The following is a 15961-nucleotide window of genomic DNA, read 5'->3' on the forward strand; positions in this document are numbered from 1 at the left end:
ATCAGCCGGGTCGACTGCATAGGGACCGTCTATGAGCTGGATTGTTAATGCGTATTTCCTTAATCTTGCCCCCCTCTATACGCTGCACCCATTATTTTCAGGGCCTGCGAGTTAAAGCCTTCCCCAAGTGCTTCGTGGTCCCTTTTTTATTCCAGCCGCCTTGTGGTCCGGGCGGTCGACAGGAGTGAGTCATGTCTGATACCCGTCATTCGCGAGTGATTATTCTCGGTTCCGGCCCTGCCGGTTACAGCGCTGCCGTCTACGCTGCCCGGGCCAACCTCAAGCCGCTGCTGATCACCGGCATGCAGGCGGGCGGTCAATTGACCACCACCACCGAAGTCGACAACTGGCCGGGCGACGTCCACGGCCTGACCGGCCCGGCGCTGATGGAACGCATGAAAGAACACGCCGAGCGTTTCGAAACCGAGATCGTGTTTGACCATATCAACCAGGTCGACTTCTCCAAGAAGCCTTACAGCCTGACCGGCGACAGCGGCGTCTACACCTGTGACGCGCTGATCATCGCGACTGGCGCCAGTGCCCGTTACCTGGGCCTGCCATCGGAAGAAGCGTTCATGGGCAAGGGCGTTTCCGCCTGCGCGACCTGCGACGGTTTCTTCTACCGCAACAAGCCGGTCGCTGTGGTCGGTGGCGGCAACACTGCCGTGGAAGAAGCGCTGTACCTGGCCAACATCGCCAGCACCGTGACCCTGGTTCACCGCCGCGAGACGTTCCGCGCCGAGAAGATCCTGATCGACAAGCTGCACGCCCGTGTGGCTGAAGGCAAGATCATCCTCAAGCTCAATGCCACCCTGGACGAAGTCCTGGGCGACAACATGGGCGTGACCGGCGCCCGCCTGAAAAACAACGACGGCAGCTTCGACGAGCTGAAAGTCGACGGCGTATTCATCGCCATCGGCCACACGCCGAACACATCGTTGTTCGAAGGCGTGCTGGAAGCCAAAGACGGTTATCTGGTCGTACAGGGCGGCCGTGAAGGCAATGCGACTGCGACCAACCTTGAAGGCATCTTCGCTGCTGGCGACGTAGCCGACCATGTGTATCGCCAGGCCATCACCTCGGCCGGCGCTGGTTGCATGGCGGCACTGGATGCCGAGCGTTACCTGGATGGTTTGGGTAACGCTTCGCTCTAAACCGTAGCAATAAAAAACCGGCTGAGAGGCCGGTTTTTTTACACCCACGATTTAACTGACACCAAAGCACAAATGTGGGAGCGGGCTTGCCCGCGAATGCTGAGTGTCAGTCACTGAATTAGGCGACTGACCCAACGCTTTCGCGGGCAAGCCCGCTCCCACAGTTTGATTGGTGTCTGACTCAGGATCTGCGGGTCAGGGGCTGCGCCGTGAACGTCACACCCGCCAAGCCGTGTGCGATAAGTGCACGGATGTTGCCATGGTCACTGCCCTCAGGCGTCGCCACCACCGAACGGTAGTGCTCGCCAAACGCCAGCAGCGCTTGCTGATCGCTCAAGCCTTCCAGCACAGCCAGGCCCAGGGTCTTGCAGGAGCCTTCGTTCTGCCCGGCAGCGTTTTCCACATCACCATTGGTAAAGGCTTGCGGCTGGTAGTCATAACCTGCGGCAATAAACGCCAAGGTGTCGGCAAACGCATGTTCGCCGCTGTTGAGGCTGGCGCGCAGGGTGTTCAAATCAGTCATGGGTTTTTCCTTTGGCGAACGCCGCCTGTTGATCGGCGCTGGCTTCTTTCTGGTATTGGGCTTTCCACTCGGCGTACGGCATGCCGTACACCACTTCTCGGGCATCATCGAGGCTCAGCTCGATGTGGCGCTCATCGGCCTCGGCCTTGTACCACTTGGACAAGCAGTTGCGGCAGAAGCCTGCGAGGTTCATCAGGTCGATGTTCTGCACATCCTTGCGGCTGTCCAGGTGTGCCACCAGCCGGCGGAAGGCGGCGGCTTCGAGTTCGAGGCGTTGTTGGTCGTTCATAGGGCTCACGCAGGTTCAGGGTTGGCGGCTGGCTGCCAGGGTAATCGACACCGATTCGGCAAAGCGCAGCGCATGGGGCTTGTCCACTTCGACTTCGGCGTACAGCACTGTTTCATTGCTCATCACCAGATCCAGCAGTTCCTGGGTCAGGCGCTCCAGCAGGGCAAAACGGTTGCCTTCCACATGGGCAATGATCGCCTTGGTGATGGTGCGATAGTTCAGCGCATGGTCGATGTCATTGTCGCGCACGGCCTCTTGGGCGGCATACAGGATGGTCAGGTTGATCAGCACATCCTGCTTGTTGAGGATTTCGTCCTCGTTGATGCCGATGTAGGTGCGCAGGCACAGGTCCTTGACCCGGATGCGCGCCATGCCTGGTTGAAGTTGTGGCATTGCTACTTGCTCCGTCCGATCAGTTGCAGGAACTCCATGCGCGTGGTGTTCGACTCGCGGAACGCGCCGAGCATCACCGAGGTGTTCATGGTTGAATTCTGTTTCTCCACACCGCGCATCATCATGCACATGTGCTTGGCCTCGATCACCACCGCCACGCCGGCGGCCTGGGTCACGTCCTGGATCGCATCAGCGATTTGCCGCGTGAGGTTTTCCTGGATCTGCAGGCGCCGTGCGTACATGTCGACGATGCGCGCCAGCTTCGACAGGCCGAGGACCTTGCCGGTCGGAATATAGGCCACGTGGGCCTTGCCGATGAAGGGCAGCAGGTGGTGCTCGCATAGCGAGTACAGCTCGATGTCCTTGAGGATCACCATCTCGTCATTGTCGGAAGTAAACAGCGCGCCGTTGACGATGTCGTCCAGGTTCTGCTCGTAGCCGTGGCACAGGTACTGCATTGCCTTGGCCGCGCGCTTGGGGGTGTCGAGCAAACCTTCACGCTCCGGGTCTTCGCCCAGGCCTTTGAGGATCTCGCGGTAGTGTTGGGGCAGGGATAAGGTCATACAACATCCTCACAAACGGCTTACTTGATATGCCGCCCGCCGTTGACGGTCAGGGTGGTACCAGTGACATAGGGGTTGTCCAGCAGGTAACGCACGCTCTGGTAGATCACCTCGGGCCCGGGTTCGATGCCCAGTGCGGACTTGGCCAGCACCTGGGTGCGATAAGCGGCGTCGTCGCCTTCGTTGAATATCACCATCGCGGGCGCTACGCCGTTGACCTTGATCAGCGGCGCGAACTGCGCGGCAAACGACAGCGTGAGGCTGTCGAGCCCGGCCTTGGTGGCGCAATAGGCGATGTGCTGGCGGCTGCCCTTGCGCACCACGTCATCGCTGATGTGCACGATGTCGGCGGGTGTCGAGCGTTGCAGCAAAGCTGAACAATGCAGGTTGATCAGGTAAGGCGCAAGCATGTGCACGCTGAACATGTCGGTAAAGGCACGGCTTTCGTCATCGGGACTCTCTGCGATCCAGGCCGAGGCGTTGTGGATGATCGCACGCAGGCTTTGGGTGTGGGTGTTCAGCTCGGCGATAAACGCCAGGATGCCGGCTTCGCTGGAGAAGTCGGCAAACACACCGATCGCACCACGTTCGCGCAGGGCCTGCACGCCGGGACGTTCGCTGCGGTAGCTGAAAATCACCGGATGGCCGTCGTCCAGCAGGCGCTGGGCGCAATGCAGGCCGACACGCTGGCCGGCGCCGGTGATCAGGATCGGGGCGTGTGTTGCAGTCATGGAGGGCTCGCTTCGCTGGCAGGTTCAAATCATACCAGCGAGCGGCCCCCCCTGTACTCACGCGGCGGCTTCGGTGGCCTTGCGTGGTGTGGGCGCAGGGTGCAGCCAGTTGGCCAGCAGGTGGGTCGACAGTGGAATGAACAGATAAACCATCAGCGGCGTGAGTGCCAGGGTGCTGACCAGCACGCGCGGCACCAACTCCAGCTCATTGAGCAGCGGGCCCAGTACAAAGTTGAAGATCAGTGACACCGGGAAAAACGCCAGCCAGATCGCCACGGCCTGCTTCCAGCGCGGCGGCCGTGCCCCCACGGCACCAAACCAACCGTCGATGCCGCTCACGCGATGCTCGGACGGGTCGGCAAACAGCTCGCTGCCACGGCCCAGCCAGGCACTGCGGGACGCGGAAAACTCCCAGGCATGCAGGGTCTTTTCATCGGCGAAGCGGAAGATGATCTGGAATTCGTCGTCATTGGGCGGCGGTGCGAGCACGCCTGAACCCAGGTAACCGGGGAAGTCGGTGGCCAATTGCTCGCCTTCGCGCAGCCAGGCCATCAGTTCTTCGTAGCGACCTTTGGCCACGCGACGCGCAACCATCAGGGTGACTGGGGAGGTAGACATTATGTATCTCCAAATAAACGGGTGCGCTGGACCGGGTAGGTGGCGCACGAACATAGCGGCGGGGTAGTGCCGCTATGTAAAAACAGGCAAGGATTATTCCTGTTTTACAGAAATACGCCAGTGACATTGGTCTAAAGAGGGTGGACCTTGAAAAAGACAGCTCTAAAGGCGTTAAATGGCTGCCCCAATTACCATTGGTTTTTTGGTCTCAAATGCCCGAAATTACTGCTCCCCTTGATAGCATTTCACATCTGGATTCGACCGATTCCGAGGCGTTTTTTCCGATTCGTGAAGTGTCGAGATTGACAGGCATAAATCCAGTGACGCTGCGTGCATGGGAGCGGCGTTATGGCCTTATACAGCCGACGCGCACCGAAAGCGGGCACCGGCTCTACTCCAAGGCCGATATTGAGACGGTCAATCGCATTCTTGATTGGATCGAGCGCGGCGTGGCCGTAAGCAAGGTCGGCAAGATCCTGGCGCGCGATGACCAGCAGGCGCAAGCCGTGCGTGCCGAGCACGACACGCCCGAGGGCGCCGAGTGGGCTCAATGGCAGGCGCGGTTGAGGCTGGCCGTGAGTGCTTTCGATGATCGCCAGTTGGAGCATGTGTACGGCCAGATTTTTGCGACCTACCCCCAGAGCATCGTGTTCCAGGACATCCTGATGCCCCTGTGGAGCGAGCTGCTGCGCCATCAAGGCCGATTCGGCCAGGCCAGTGAGTGGCTGTTCTTCGACGCATTCCTGCGGGTACAGGCGTTGGCGCGTCTGCATGTGGCGTGCGCGTCGTCGGCCCCCCGGGTGCTGTTGGCGGCCATGCCCGGCGAATGCCGCAAGTTGGAATTGCTGGTGGCCGGGCTGTTGATGACGCGCGACGACCTGGCGGTGAAGGTGCTGGGCATGGGCCAGCCATTTGATGAGCTGACACTGGTCTGTGAAAAGACCCGTCCCCAGGCCCTGATCGTCTATTCCAACCGTTCCCACCGTTATGACCTGCCGGGGCGCCTGAGCCGCCTGGCGCTGACCCTGGATTGCCCGTTGTTCCTGGCGGGGGTCGCGTCGGACCTGGCCGAGAAGGACCTCGCCGGTTCTTCCATCGGCTGCCTGGGCAATGAAGGACGCCTGATGCAGCGTCGCTTGCAGCAGTTTCTCAGTGGGCAGCTGGATACCTGAGATCAGGCGTGTACGTGCGGGTGGACCAGGCGGTGTTGATGCAGGATGAATTGGCGCAGGCGCTCGATCTCATCCGCATCGCTCTGGCTCAGGCGGTAGGCGAACAAACCGCGTGCGGTTACCCGTTCCAACGTGCCGCGTAGCGCAATGCGTTCGTAACCGGAAGGGCTGAACCACAGCGCAAAGGTCTTGGGCGCCTTGACCCGGCCGCGGATCTCGACCAGCACACCCTTGAATGACACTTCGTGCACCCACAGCGCGCCCGGCGTGCCTTTGATGTTCTCCAGTGCCACCGGTGTCTCGAGGGCCAGGCGCCATGGACGGATCATCGGCCCGTCTTCGAAAATGCTCGGCACCCCCAGACGCAGATGCACCGCATGAAACTCATCCTCCACCAGATGCAGGGGGAAGGTGAGTTGCTGGTTGTCGAACTGTGCCTGGATGGTGACGTGATCGTGGGCTGCCAGGCGTGTGAGCAAATCGCGGATCTGCGCGCCGCCGTTGACGGTCAGGCTCGATGAAGCATCCCGCAGGTTTAGCTGGGGGGTGTGCTGCATGTTCTGAATGAAATCCAGTTCATCCTGGGTCAGAAGTGCGTCGCGTCGCATCGATCATTGCTCAATGAGGGGGTACTAAAATGCCATTATCCGCTCTACAGACCGCATTATCTAAATTTTGTTAGATCCGCTCGTCATCTTTAGCGCGGCCAGCTCTGCCTTGACCTGGGCCAGTTCGGCTTCCAACTGGGCGACGCGCTGCTGGGCCTTGACCTGCAAGGTCACATCTTTTTGCACACCGACAAAATAAGTCTGCTTGTCGGCCTCGTTGTACACCGTCGACAACGACAATTCGTTCCAGAAGTGACTGCCGTCCTGACGATAGTTGCGCAGGATTTCCCGGCACGAACCGCCACTGTCCAGCGCCTCGCGAATCGCCATCAGCGCCGGCTGGTCGCGGTCACCTGACTGCAGGAAGCGACAATCCTGGTACAGGATGTCATCCAGGTGGTAGCCGGTCAGCTTCTCGAATGCCGGGTTGACGTAGATTATCGGCTTGTCCTTGCCTTCGCGCTCGGCGACGACAATCCCGTCGTTGGAAGCGTTGACAACCATTTGCATCAGCTTTGCGTTGATCATTGAGCGGTCCATGGCTTGTTTTGGGAGCTTTGAGTTTATGGCAACGGTTGAATGTTTCACCGGGCCCGCTGAAATATTTGTGACAACTGCTAATATCCCAGCCTTTCACTCAACTACAGGATCAGATTGATGAAAGTCGCCATCCTTTCCGGCTCGGTCTACGGCACGGCTGAAGAAGTCGCCCGCCACGCCGCCGGTATCCTCAACGCCGCCGGTTTTGAAGCCTGGTACAACCCGCGCGCCACCCTGGCGGACGTACAGGCTTTCGCGCCCGAAGCGTTTCTGGCGGTGACGTCCACCACCGGCATGGGTGAGCTGCCCGACAACCTGCAACCCCTGTATTCGGCCCTGCGTGACCAACTGCCCGCCACCTTGCGCGGTCTGCCCGGTGCGGTGATCGGCCTGGGCGACGCCAGCTACGGCGACACCTTCTGCGGCGGCGGCGAGCAAATGCGTGAACTGTTCGGTGAACTGGGCGTGCGCGAAGTGCTGCCGATGTTGCGCCTGGACGCCAGCGAAAGCGTCACCCCCGAGGCCGACGCCGAGCCCTGGTTGGCCGAGCTGGTCACTGCACTGCGCGGCTGACCGGATACTCGCGCAACAATGCCAGCCAGGCCTGGGCGGCTCTCGACAGATAGGCGCCCTCACGCCAGATGAATGCAATGTCCCAGCGCAGGAAGTCCGGCGCCTTGAGCGTCAGGCGCACCACGCCCGGTCGCACCAGCCCACGGGCGACCACGCTGGGCAGCAGCACCACGCCTTGACCGGCCGCGACCAAGGCCACGAGAAAATCCGCCTGGCCACTGCGGCCGATTTCCTTCGGGGTAAAACCCACTTGCTTGCACGCCTGCATCAGCAGGTCGTTCAGCACAAAACTGCGCTGGTACATCAGGAATGGCGTGTCCGCCAATTCCTCCAGGCGCACCTGGGCGTTTTCCGCCAGCGGGTGATCCATCGGCAGCAGGGCGTCCAAAGGCTCGTCGCAAAAGGCTTGCCAGGCGAAGGCCGGGTCGTTGGGCATCAGGCTGCCACCGACATCCAGCTCACCGTTGAGGATCGCCTGTTCGATAGTGCGGCTGCCGCCCTCCAGCAACTGGATAGTGACGTTGGGGTAACGCTTGCGATACTCGGCAAACAGCCCGGCGAACAACGTATCCCCCGCCAGCAGCGGCAAGCCCAGGCGCAGCTCGCCGCGGGCCAGTTGCTGCATGTCGTCCAGCTCACTGAGCAACTCGCTTTGCAGGCGCAGCATCGCCTCGGCGCGCTGTAATACCACGGCGCCGGTGGCGGTCAGGCGCACGTGCGAGCCGGTGCGCTCAAGCAACGGTGTGCCAAGGCTGTGCTCCAATTGCGCCACCTGTTTGCTCACGGCGGATTGGCTGATGTGCAAGGTTTTACCGGCTTGGGTAAAACCGCCCCGGTGGATGACTTCGACAAAGCTGCGCAGCTGTTTGAATTCCATGCTCTCAATTCCGGTTTGGAATAGTTGACAGTCTAACAATTCGCTGTGGGTATGGGGTTGGCCTCTTTAAAATGGGCGCTTGCGAGGACCCAAAGCCCATGAAACGTTTCACCCGTCTGTCTATTGAATTGGTTGTGTTGTTGGCCATCTACTTTCTCGGCTGCCAACTGGCCGTGTGGTTCGCCTGGCCTATCCCTGGTGGTGTCGTCGGTCTGGGCCTGCTCCTGGCAACGTTCGCCAGCGGCCTGGTCAAGCCCGCCGCCCTGCAACTGGGCGCTGGCGTGTTGATGGCCGAGATGCTGCTGTTCTTTATTCCGGCCTTGATGAGTTTGCTGGACTACGGCGGCCTGCTGCGCAACGAGGGCTGGCGCATCCTGCTGGTGATCGGCGTGAGCACCTTGGCGGTGATGTTGGTGACGGCGTTCACCGTTGAGATCGTCTGCCGCTGGAGGCTGCGCCATGAAGCTTGAACTGATGCCGGTGTTCTGGCTCGCCCTGACCCTGGGCGCGTACATCTTCAGCCGCTGGATCTACCGGCGCACCGGGCGCTATCTGTTGTCGCCGCTGATTCTGGTGCCGGTGCTCTTGCTGGCGGTGGCGGTGCCGATGCACACCGCCTACGCCGAATACGCCGCCGATACCCACTGGCTGATGCTGGTGCTGGGGCCGGTCACCGTGGCATTCGCCGTGCCGATCTGGCAACAGCGCCGCCTGTTGGCGCGGCACTGGTCGGCGTTGCTGCTGGGAATGGTCGCCGGCAGCGTGGCCTCCATCGGCACTTCGTTCGGCCTGGCCAAAGCGCTGGCGCTGGACAGCGCGGTGACAATGTCCCTGGTGCCGCGCTCCATCACCACACCGTTTGCCATGCCGGTGTCGTCCGACTTGGGCGGCGTGCCGGAACTCACCGCCGTGTTCGTGATGTTCACCGGCGTATTCGGTGCGATGCTCGGTGGCGTGTTGCTCAAGTGGCTGCCGCTGCGCACGCCCTTGGCGCGTGGCGCATTGTTTGGTGTGGGGGGCCATGGCGCCGGGGTCAGCCGGGCACATGAAGTGGGCGGTGAAGAAGGCTCGGTCGCCGGTTTGGTGATGGTATTGACCGGGCTGCTCAACCTGTTTGCCGCGCCTTTATTGGCGGCGCTTCTCTGACGCCATTTGCGCAGGTTTCAACTATTCTCAAAGCTGACTCGTACGGTCATCAAGCTGGCTGCCAAGGCAACTACGACGACTGGGACGTCTGACTAGACTGGCCCATCACTCAAAAAAACAATAAGAAAGTGCGCCAAGGAGGTCATCACCGTGAGCTTAGCCCCGGTTCTATCGCCGCAAAATGTCCAAGGCCAGGTCAGCGCTGCCGAATGGCAGACCCGTGTCGACCTGGCAGCCTGCTATCGCCTGGTGGCGTTGCACGGTTGGGATGACCTGATCTTTACCCACATCTCGGCCAAGGTGCCGGGCACCGATGACTTCCTGATCAACCCGTATGGGCTGATGTTCCACGAGATCACTGCGTCGAGCCTGGTCAAGGTCGACCAGGCCGGCAACAAGCTGATGGACAGCCCCTACGAGATCAACCCGGCGGGCTACACCATCCACAGCGCGATCCACGAAGTCCGCCACGACGTCACCTGCGTGCTGCACACCCACACCGCGTCCGGTGTCGCAGTGGCGGCGCAGAAGCAGGGCGTGCTGCCGATCAGCCAGCAATCGATCTTCGTGCTGTCGAGCCTGGCCTACCACGCCTACGAAGGCGTGGCGCTGAACCATGAAGAGAAGGCCCGCCTGCAGGCCGACCTCGGTGATAACAATTTCCTGATGTTGCACAACCACGGCCTGCTCACCTGCGCCGCCAGCATTGCCGACACCTTCCTGATGATGTTCACCTTCCAGCGGGCCTGCGACATCCAGGTGCTGGCGCAGAACGGCGGGGCCGAGTTGATCCCTATCGGCCCGCAGATTCTTGCCGGGGCCAAGGCGATGGTGGCGGCCGTGACCAAGAGTGCACAAGGCATGGGGGGCGCGCTGGCCTGGCCGGCGTTGCTGCGTAAGTTGGACAGCCTCGACCCTGGGTATAAAACCTGATGCCACTCGCCGAGATCCCGCTCACTGCCTGGCACAAGCGCGGCCAGAGCTTCGTCTTCCGTGGCCATACCATCCGTTATTGGGTGGCGGGGCAGGGCGAACCGCTGCTGCTGATCCACGGCTTCCCCACCGCCAGCTGGGACTGGCACTACCTGTGGCAACCCCTGGCCCAGCGCAACCTGGTGATCGCCTGCGACATGCTCGGCTTTGGCGAATCGGACAAACCCCTCGACCATGAGTACTGCCTCTTGGAGCAGGCGGATTTGCAGCAAGCCTTGCTGGAGCATTTGGGTGTGGACCAGCCGGTGCACGTGCTGGCCCATGACTACGGCGACAGCGTCGCCCAGGAACTGCTCGCGCGGCATTACGAAGCGCGTTTCCAGATGGCCAGTTGCGTGTTTCTCAACGGCGGCTTGTTCCCCGAAACCCACCGGCTGGCGCTGGTGCAGAAACTCCTGCTCAGCCCCCTGGGCTGGATGATCGGTCGCGCCTTTGGGCGCAGCGCGTTGTCCGACAGCTTCGGCCAGATTTTCGGTCCGCATACACGTCCCAGCGAAAGTGCCCTGGATGATTTCTGGCAGTTGATCAGCTGCAACGATGGCACGCGGGTGCTGCATAAACTGATCGTCTACGTGCCCCAGCGCCGTCGCCTGCGCGAGCGATGGCTGGAAGCGATGCAGCGTGATGAGGTGCCCCTGCGGGTGATCGACGGCGAGGTTGATCCGATTTCCGGTGCCCATATGGTGGCGCGTTATCAGCAGTTGATACCCCATGCGGATACGGTGCTGCTGGCCAATATCGGCCACTACCCGCAGATCGAGGCGCCGGTGCAGGTGCTCAAGCATTACCTGGCGTTTCGTGAGCGGATCGCCGGCCCGATGTCCTATCTGGCTTATTCCTGACGGCACACAGTTCAACATCTGTGGGAGCGGGCTTGCTCGCGAAAGTGGTGGATCGACGAAATAGGTGTCGACTGAAACACCGCCTTCGCGAGCAAGCCCGCTCCCACACAAGCTGACGTCCACGGCGCACCGGCCATCATCCCCCAGCCTTATCGCGCACCATTCAGCCCTGGCCGACTTTATTGTGACCAGAGGCCGGGTGCCTGACACTCATGCCATTCCCATTGTCGCCAGCGGAGTTCGGTATGAGTGAGTCAGTGCAGTTCCAGGATAAGGTCGTGATCGTCACCGGAGCCGGCGGCGGGTTGGGCCGGGCCCATGCGCTGCTGTTCGCCCGCCACGGGGCCAAGGTGCTGGTCAACGACCTGGGCGGCTCAACCCAGGGCGAAGGTGCCAACGCCTCGGCGGCCGACCGCGTGGTCGCCGAAATCCGCGCCGCTGGCGGTATTGCCGAAGCCAACCACGACTCTGTCACCGACGGTGACAAGATCGTGCAGCACGCACTGGAGGTGTTTGGCCGCATCGATGTGGTGGTCAACAACGCCGGCATCCTGCGCGACAAGACCTTCCACAAAATGGACGACAGCGACTGGGACCTGGTTTACCGGGTGCATGTCGAAGGCGCCTACAAAGTCACCCGCGCTGCCTGGCCGCACATGCGTGAGCAAGGGTATGGACGGGTGATCTTCACCGCGTCCACCTCGGGCATCTACGGCAACTTCGGCCAGTCCAACTACGGCATGGCCAAGCTCGGCCTGTATGGCCTGACCCGCACCCTGGCGCTGGAAGGGCGCAAGAACAACATCCTGGTCAACGCCATCGCGCCCACCGGCGGCACACGCATGACCGAAGGCCTGATTCCGCCGCAGGTGTTCGAGCGGCTCAAGCCGGAGTTGGTCAGCCCGCTGGTGGTGTACCTGGGCAGTGCCGCGTGCGAGGAAACGGCCGGCCTGTTTGAAGTGGGCGGCGGTTGGATCGGCAAGACCCGCTGGGAGCGCAGCCTTGGCGTGGGGTTCGATCCTGAAGCCGGTTTTTCCCCGGATGACGTCGCCGCGCACTGGCAGCAGATCTGCGACTTCGAGGGCGCCGCCCACCCCAAGGACAATATCGAGGCGCTGAAGGAGATGATGGCCAACTTGCAGAAGTACAGCCTCTGATCATTGCTCCAACAGCAGTGAATCGTGCGGGGCGCCAAGGGCGCCCCGTTTTATTGCGCGCATAAAAAAGGCCGCTGCATAGGCAGCGGCCGAAGTAAGACGTTGGATCAAGGAGCTACAAATCCACGTCAGTGAACACCGGTAACAGATTGATAAAAGGCATCAATCCCATTGAATCTGGCTTTTCTCCCGGTAGCGGAAGCGGGCGTTTTGCCCTGCAAGCCCGGTAAGAATAGTCGGTTGTAACAGAATGAGTAATAGCGCTTCAGGACAAGGACTGTTACCGATACCGCAACAGTTGCCGGGGTGCTATCCATTGGCCTGATAAGCCGCCATCCATTCGATCCATACCTGCCTCCAAACCCGCTGCCTGGGCGGCCGCTAATCCTTTCGAGCGACAACACGAATCCCTCCTTGGTGCGCTTATCGCTCCTGTTGCGCGGCAGTAGGGTGGGGCCTTCTGTCACTCACCGGGGAAGACGCATGACAAAAACAACAATGCGCGCCATCTTCACGCCACAGGCGCTGGCCGCTGCGGTTGCACTGGGTTGCTGTGCGCAGGCGCAGGCTGTTTCGTTCAACATTGGCGAGATCGAAGGGCAATTCGACTCCTCGCTGTCGGTCGGCGCGAGCTGGGGCATGCGCGATGCCGATAAGAAACTGGTCGGCACCGTCAATGGCGGCACCGGGCAGGCGTCTACCGGGGATGACGGACGGCTGAACTTCAAGAAGGGCGAAACCTTTTCCAAGATCTTCAAGGGCCTGCACGACCTGGAACTCAAGTACGGTGACAGCGGCATGTTTGTGCGCGGCAAGTACTGGTACGACTTCGAGTTGCAGGACGAAGACCGCGAATTCAAACAGATCAGCAACCACCACCGCGATGAAGGCGCGCGCTCGTCCGGCTACGAGTTGCTCGATGCCTTCGTCTATCACAACTATTCGATTGGCGATCAGCCGGGCAACGTGCGCCTGGGCAAGCAGGTGGTCAGCTGGGGCGAAAGCACCTTCATCGGCAACTCCATCAACAGCATCAACCCCATCGACGTTTCCGCCTTCCGTCGCCCTGGCGCGGAGATCAAGGAAGGGCTGATCCCGGTGAACATGCTGTTCGCTTCCCAGAGCTTGACCAACCAGCTGACGGTGGAAGGCTTCTACCAGTTGAACTGGCAGAACACCGTGCTGGATAACTGCGGTACGTTTTTTGGTGGCGACGTTGCGGCCCATGGCTGTAATGGCAACTACACCGTGGGCAACCCGGCGATTGCGCCGTTGCAGCCAGTGGCCGCAGCCTTCGGGCAGGGTTTTGAAGTGACGCGCGAGGGCGTGATTGTGCAGCGCGCACGGGACCGCGATGCGCGTGACGGCGGCCAGTTCGGTGCGGCCCTGCGCTGGCTGGGGGATGACACCGAGTACGGGCTGTATTTCATGAACTATCACAGCCGTACCCCGACCGTCGGCACCATCACCAACAACACCACGCTGGCCCGGCTCGGCGCCATCGCTGGCGCCGCCAACGGTATCGCGCCCGGCACTGGCTCGGGCCTGGTCCAGAGCCTGATGCTCGGCCGTGGTCAGTACTACCTCGACTACCCCGAGGACATTCGTCTGTTCGGCGCCAGTTTCTCCACCACCTTGCCGACCGGCACGGCGTGGACCGGCGAAATCAGCTACCGCCCGAATGCCCCGGTGCAACTCAACACCACCGACCTGACCCTGGCCCTGATCAACCCGGTGGCCGGCCAGGCGGCCTCACCGATCCGCAGCAACTTCGGCGACGACAACAAAGGCTACCGCCGCAAGGAAATCACCCAGATCCAAAGCACCATGACCCAGTTCTTCGACCAGGTGCTGGGCGCCGAACGCCTGACCCTGGTGGGCGAGGCGGCCTTCGTGCACGTCGCCGGGCTGGAAGACAAATCCAAGCTGCGTTACGGCCGTGACTCGGTCTACGGCGCCTACGGTTTCCAGGGCGACACCGACGGTTTTGTCACGGCCAATTCCTGGGGCTACCGCGCCCGGGCGATCCTTGACTACAACAACGCGCTGTTCGGGGTGAACCTCAAGCCCAACCTGTCTTGGTCCCACGACGTCGCCGGCTATGGCCCCAACGGCCTGTTCAACAAAGGCGCCAAGGCCATCAGCGTCGGCGTGGATGCGGACTACCGCAGCACCTACACCGCCAGCCTGAGCTACACCGACTTTTTTGGTGGCGACTACAACACCCTCACCGACCGTGACTTCCTCGCCCTCAGCTTTGGCGTGAACTTCTGATCTGGCTTAAAGAAGGACAAGAATCCATGCGTAAGACACTTGCTGTATTGGCTCTGAGTTTGCTGGCTGCCAATGTCATGGCTGCCGTATCGCCGCAGGAAGCCGACAAACTCGGCACCAGCCTGACCCCGATCGGCGCCGAAAAAGCCGGCAACGCCGACGGCTCGATCCCGGCCTGGACCGGCGGCATCCCGAAAAACGCCGGCGCGGTGGACAGCAAAGGCTTTCTCGCCGACCCGTTCGCCAGTGAAAAACCGCTGTTCGTGATCACCGCCGCCACCGTCGACAAGTACAAGGACAAACTCTCCGAAGGCCAGGTGGCGATGTTCAAGCGCTACCCCGAGACCTACAAGATCCCGGTGTACCCGAGCCACCGCACGGTCAACCTGCCGCCGGAGATCTACGAGTCGATCAAGCGCAGCGCGCTCAACGTCAAGCCAATCAACGACGGCAACGGCCTGGAGAACTTCACCGGCAACCGCTACTACGCGTTCCCGATCCCCAAGAACGGCGTGGAAGTGCTGTGGAACCACATCACCCGCTACCACGGTGGCAACCTGCGCCGCATCATCACCCAGGCCACACCGCAGACCAATGGCAGCTACACGCCGATCCGCTTCGAAGAAGAGGTGGCGGTGCCGCAACTGATCCCCGACATGGACCCGGCCAAGGCCGCCAACGTGCTGACCTTCTTCAAGCAGTCGGTGACCGCGCCGGCACGCCTGGCGGGCAACGTGCTGCTGGTGCACGAAACCCTCGACCAGGTGAAAGAGCCGCGCCTGGCGTGGATCTACAACGCCGGCCAACGCCGCGTACGCCGCGCCCCGCAAGTGGCGTATGATGGGCCGGGCACCGCGTCCGACGGCCTGCGCACCTCCGACAACTTCGACATGTTCTCCGGTGCACCCGACCGCTACGACTGGAAACTGGTGGGCAAGAAAGAGATGTACATCCCCTATAACAGCTACAAGCTGGACCAGCCGACACTCAAGTACGACGACATCATCAAGGCCGGCCACATCAACCAGGACCTGACCCGCTACGAACTGCACCGGGTGTGGGAAGTGGTCGGCACGGTCAAGCCCAGCGAGCGGCACATCTACGCCAAGCGCCACATGTACATCGACGAAGACAGCTGGCAGGTGGCGCTGGTGGATCACTATGACGGTCGTGGCCAACTGTGGCGGGTCGCCGAAGGGCATGCGCAGTTCTACTACAACCACCAGACCCCGGCCTACACCGTGGAAACCCTGTACGACATCATCGCCGGGCGCTACATCGCCCTGGGCATGAAGAACGAGGAGAAGAGCAGCTTCGTGTTCGGCTTCAACGCCAAGGCCGCGGACTACACCCCGGCTGCGCTGCGAGCCGAAGGCGTACGCTGATTTCAGAGGTGAAATGCAATCCAACTGTGGGAGCGGGCTTGCTCGCGAATGCAGTGTGTCAGTCAAAGATGCTTCGACTGATCCACCGCCTTCGCGAGCAAGCCCGCTCCCACACAAGCCCTG

Annotated in this window: 19 protein-coding genes; 10 read left to right on the forward strand and 9 right to left on the reverse strand. The window is 61.4% G+C overall.

All coding sequences use genetic code 11. The features are described from left to right. The first annotated feature begins 191 nt into the window (after positions 1-191). Positions 192-1154: a thioredoxin-disulfide reductase gene (gene trxB / locus LIY36_RS22855; RefSeq protein ID WP_192300606.1), complete on the forward strand. Its 963-nt coding sequence runs from the start codon at positions 192-194 to the stop codon at positions 1152-1154. Positions 1155-1335: 181 nt separating this feature from the next. Here trxB and LIY36_RS22860 read toward each other — a convergent pair whose 3' ends face one another. Genes LIY36_RS22860 through LIY36_RS22885 form a run of 6 tightly spaced genes read right to left on the reverse strand, consistent with a single transcriptional unit; the run spans position 1336 to position 4271 of the window. Beyond that, positions 1336-1677 (reverse strand): HopJ type III effector protein, encoded by a 342-nt coding sequence (locus LIY36_RS22860; protein WP_192300605.1) that lies wholly within the window; start codon positions 1675-1677, stop codon positions 1336-1338. Further along, positions 1670-1966 (reverse strand): DUF1244 domain-containing protein, encoded by a 297-nt coding sequence (locus LIY36_RS22865; RefSeq protein WP_226457259.1) that lies wholly within the window; start codon positions 1964-1966, stop codon positions 1670-1672. Before LIY36_RS22865 ends, LIY36_RS22860 begins: the two co-directional genes overlap by 8 nt. Before the next feature lie 15 nt (positions 1967-1981). Next, positions 1982-2359 carry a dihydroneopterin triphosphate 2'-epimerase gene (gene folX, locus LIY36_RS22870; RefSeq protein WP_226457260.1) on the reverse strand — a complete coding sequence of 126 codons (378 nt, stop codon included), beginning with the start codon at positions 2357-2359 and terminating at the stop codon, positions 1982-1984. A 2-nt stretch (positions 2360-2361) separates the two neighbouring features. Then, positions 2362-2922: a GTP cyclohydrolase I FolE gene (gene folE, locus LIY36_RS22875; protein WP_226457261.1), complete on the reverse strand. Its 561-nt coding sequence runs from the start codon at positions 2920-2922 to the stop codon at positions 2362-2364. A 20-nt stretch (positions 2923-2942) separates the two neighbouring features. Continuing rightward, complete coding sequence (gene folM / locus LIY36_RS22880) at positions 2943-3653, reverse strand: dihydromonapterin reductase (protein ID WP_226457262.1); 711 nt, start codon at positions 3651-3653, stop codon at positions 2943-2945. Positions 3654-3710: 57 nt separating this feature from the next. Further along, a complete protein-coding gene (locus LIY36_RS22885; protein ID WP_192300600.1) occupies positions 3711-4271 on the reverse strand; it encodes an antibiotic biosynthesis monooxygenase in 561 nt (186 codons plus the stop codon). Positions 4272-4483: 212 nt separating this feature from the next. Between LIY36_RS22885 and LIY36_RS22890 the strand changes: the two genes are divergently transcribed. After that, positions 4484-5443 carry a MerR family transcriptional regulator gene (locus tag LIY36_RS22890; RefSeq protein ID WP_226457263.1) on the forward strand — a complete coding sequence of 320 codons (960 nt, stop codon included), beginning with the start codon at positions 4484-4486 and terminating at the stop codon, positions 5441-5443. 2 nt (positions 5444-5445) lie between these two features. Here the strand turns inward: LIY36_RS22890 and LIY36_RS22895 are convergent, their stop codons facing one another. Further along, positions 5446-6051: a hypothetical protein gene (locus tag LIY36_RS22895; protein ID WP_226457264.1), complete on the reverse strand. Its 606-nt coding sequence runs from the start codon at positions 6049-6051 to the stop codon at positions 5446-5448. Between the two features lie 60 nt (positions 6052-6111). Continuing rightward, a complete protein-coding gene (locus tag LIY36_RS22900) occupies positions 6112-6579 on the reverse strand; it encodes a PAS domain-containing protein (RefSeq protein WP_226457265.1) in 468 nt (155 codons plus the stop codon). A gap of 129 nt (positions 6580-6708) precedes the next feature. Here LIY36_RS22900 and LIY36_RS22905 point away from each other — a divergent pair, with 129 nt between their 5' ends. Beyond that, positions 6709-7164: a flavodoxin gene (locus LIY36_RS22905; RefSeq protein ID WP_226457266.1), complete on the forward strand. Its 456-nt coding sequence runs from the start codon at positions 6709-6711 to the stop codon at positions 7162-7164. On the opposite strand, the gene LIY36_RS22910 is transcribed toward LIY36_RS22905, so the two are convergent. Next, positions 7145-8041 (reverse strand): LysR family transcriptional regulator, encoded by an 897-nt coding sequence (locus tag LIY36_RS22910; RefSeq protein WP_226457267.1) that lies wholly within the window; start codon positions 8039-8041, stop codon positions 7145-7147. The genes LIY36_RS22905 and LIY36_RS22910 overlap by 20 nt on opposite strands. Before the next feature lie 98 nt (positions 8042-8139). Here LIY36_RS22910 and LIY36_RS22915 point away from each other — a divergent pair, with 98 nt between their 5' ends. From LIY36_RS22915 to LIY36_RS22945, 7 genes are all read left to right on the forward strand, one after another. Continuing rightward, positions 8140-8511: a CidA/LrgA family protein gene (locus tag LIY36_RS22915; RefSeq protein WP_192300594.1), complete on the forward strand. Its 372-nt coding sequence runs from the start codon at positions 8140-8142 to the stop codon at positions 8509-8511. Next, the gene (locus tag LIY36_RS22920) at positions 8501-9187 is read left to right on the forward strand and encodes an LrgB family protein (RefSeq protein ID WP_226457268.1); all 687 of its coding nucleotides are present in this window, start codon (positions 8501-8503) and stop codon (positions 9185-9187) included. Before LIY36_RS22915 ends, LIY36_RS22920 begins: the two co-directional genes overlap by 11 nt. 150 nt (positions 9188-9337) lie before the next feature. Further along, on the forward strand, positions 9338-10120 hold the full coding sequence (locus LIY36_RS22925) for a class II aldolase/adducin family protein (protein ID WP_192300592.1): 783 nt from the start codon (positions 9338-9340) through the stop codon (positions 10118-10120). After that, on the forward strand, positions 10120-11022 hold the full coding sequence (locus LIY36_RS22930) for an alpha/beta fold hydrolase (RefSeq protein WP_226457269.1): 903 nt from the start codon (positions 10120-10122) through the stop codon (positions 11020-11022). The genes LIY36_RS22925 and LIY36_RS22930 overlap by 1 nt, the downstream gene beginning before the upstream one ends. Before the next feature lie 245 nt (positions 11023-11267). Then, entirely contained in the window at positions 11268-12179 is a 912-nt protein-coding gene (locus LIY36_RS22935) for an SDR family oxidoreductase (protein ID WP_192300590.1), read from the forward strand. A 483-nt stretch (positions 12180-12662) separates the two neighbouring features. Continuing rightward, positions 12663-14453, forward strand: a complete 1791-nt coding sequence (locus LIY36_RS22940) for a DUF1302 domain-containing protein (protein WP_192300589.1) — start codon at positions 12663-12665, stop codon at positions 14451-14453. A gap of 26 nt (positions 14454-14479) precedes the next feature. Beyond that, entirely contained in the window at positions 14480-15838 is a 1359-nt protein-coding gene (locus LIY36_RS22945; protein ID WP_226457270.1) for a DUF1329 domain-containing protein, read from the forward strand. Positions 15839-15961 lie beyond the last annotated feature (123 nt).

This window comes from Pseudomonas sp. AF03-9 (assembly GCF_020515815.1).
Classification (GTDB): Bacteria; Pseudomonadota; Gammaproteobacteria; order Pseudomonadales; family Pseudomonadaceae; genus Aquipseudomonas.

What these genes read in the sequence shown, in the direction of transcription:
- LIY36_RS22940 (WP_192300589.1), top strand. Translation starts at nt 12,663, where the DNA reads ATGACAAAAACAACAATGCGCGCCATCTTCACGCCACAGGCGCTGGCC.
- LIY36_RS22920 (WP_226457268.1), top strand. Translation starts at nt 8,501, where the DNA reads ATGAAGCTTGAACTGATGCCGGTGTTCTGGCTCGCCCTGACCCTGGGC.
- LIY36_RS22935 (WP_192300590.1), top strand. Translation starts at nt 11,268, where the DNA reads ATGAGTGAGTCAGTGCAGTTCCAGGATAAGGTCGTGATCGTCACCGGA.
- LIY36_RS22865 (WP_226457259.1), bottom strand. Translation starts at nt 1,966, where the DNA reads ATGAACGACCAACAACGCCTCGAACTCGAAGCCGCCGCCTTCCGCCGG.
- LIY36_RS22895 (WP_226457264.1), bottom strand. Translation starts at nt 6,051, where the DNA reads ATGCGACGCGACGCACTTCTGACCCAGGATGAACTGGATTTCATTCAG.
- LIY36_RS22890 (WP_226457263.1), top strand. Translation starts at nt 4,484, where the DNA reads ATGCCCGAAATTACTGCTCCCCTTGATAGCATTTCACATCTGGATTCG.
- folX (WP_226457260.1), bottom strand. Translation starts at nt 2,359, where the DNA reads ATGCCACAACTTCAACCAGGCATGGCGCGCATCCGGGTCAAGGACCTG.
- folE (WP_226457261.1), bottom strand. Translation starts at nt 2,922, where the DNA reads ATGACCTTATCCCTGCCCCAACACTACCGCGAGATCCTCAAAGGCCTG.
- LIY36_RS22900 (WP_226457265.1), bottom strand. Translation starts at nt 6,579, where the DNA reads ATGATCAACGCAAAGCTGATGCAAATGGTTGTCAACGCTTCCAACGAC.
- LIY36_RS22905 (WP_226457266.1), top strand. Translation starts at nt 6,709, where the DNA reads ATGAAAGTCGCCATCCTTTCCGGCTCGGTCTACGGCACGGCTGAAGAA.
- LIY36_RS22910 (WP_226457267.1), bottom strand. Translation starts at nt 8,041, where the DNA reads ATGGAATTCAAACAGCTGCGCAGCTTTGTCGAAGTCATCCACCGGGGC.
- folM (WP_226457262.1), bottom strand. Translation starts at nt 3,653, where the DNA reads ATGACTGCAACACACGCCCCGATCCTGATCACCGGCGCCGGCCAGCGT.
- LIY36_RS22885 (WP_192300600.1), bottom strand. Translation starts at nt 4,271, where the DNA reads ATGTCTACCTCCCCAGTCACCCTGATGGTTGCGCGTCGCGTGGCCAAA.
- LIY36_RS22860 (WP_192300605.1), bottom strand. Translation starts at nt 1,677, where the DNA reads ATGACTGATTTGAACACCCTGCGCGCCAGCCTCAACAGCGGCGAACAT.
- LIY36_RS22930 (WP_226457269.1), top strand. Translation starts at nt 10,120, where the DNA reads ATGCCACTCGCCGAGATCCCGCTCACTGCCTGGCACAAGCGCGGCCAG.
- trxB (WP_192300606.1), top strand. Translation starts at nt 192, where the DNA reads ATGTCTGATACCCGTCATTCGCGAGTGATTATTCTCGGTTCCGGCCCT.
- LIY36_RS22915 (WP_192300594.1), top strand. Translation starts at nt 8,140, where the DNA reads ATGAAACGTTTCACCCGTCTGTCTATTGAATTGGTTGTGTTGTTGGCC.
- LIY36_RS22945 (WP_226457270.1), top strand. Translation starts at nt 14,480, where the DNA reads ATGCGTAAGACACTTGCTGTATTGGCTCTGAGTTTGCTGGCTGCCAAT.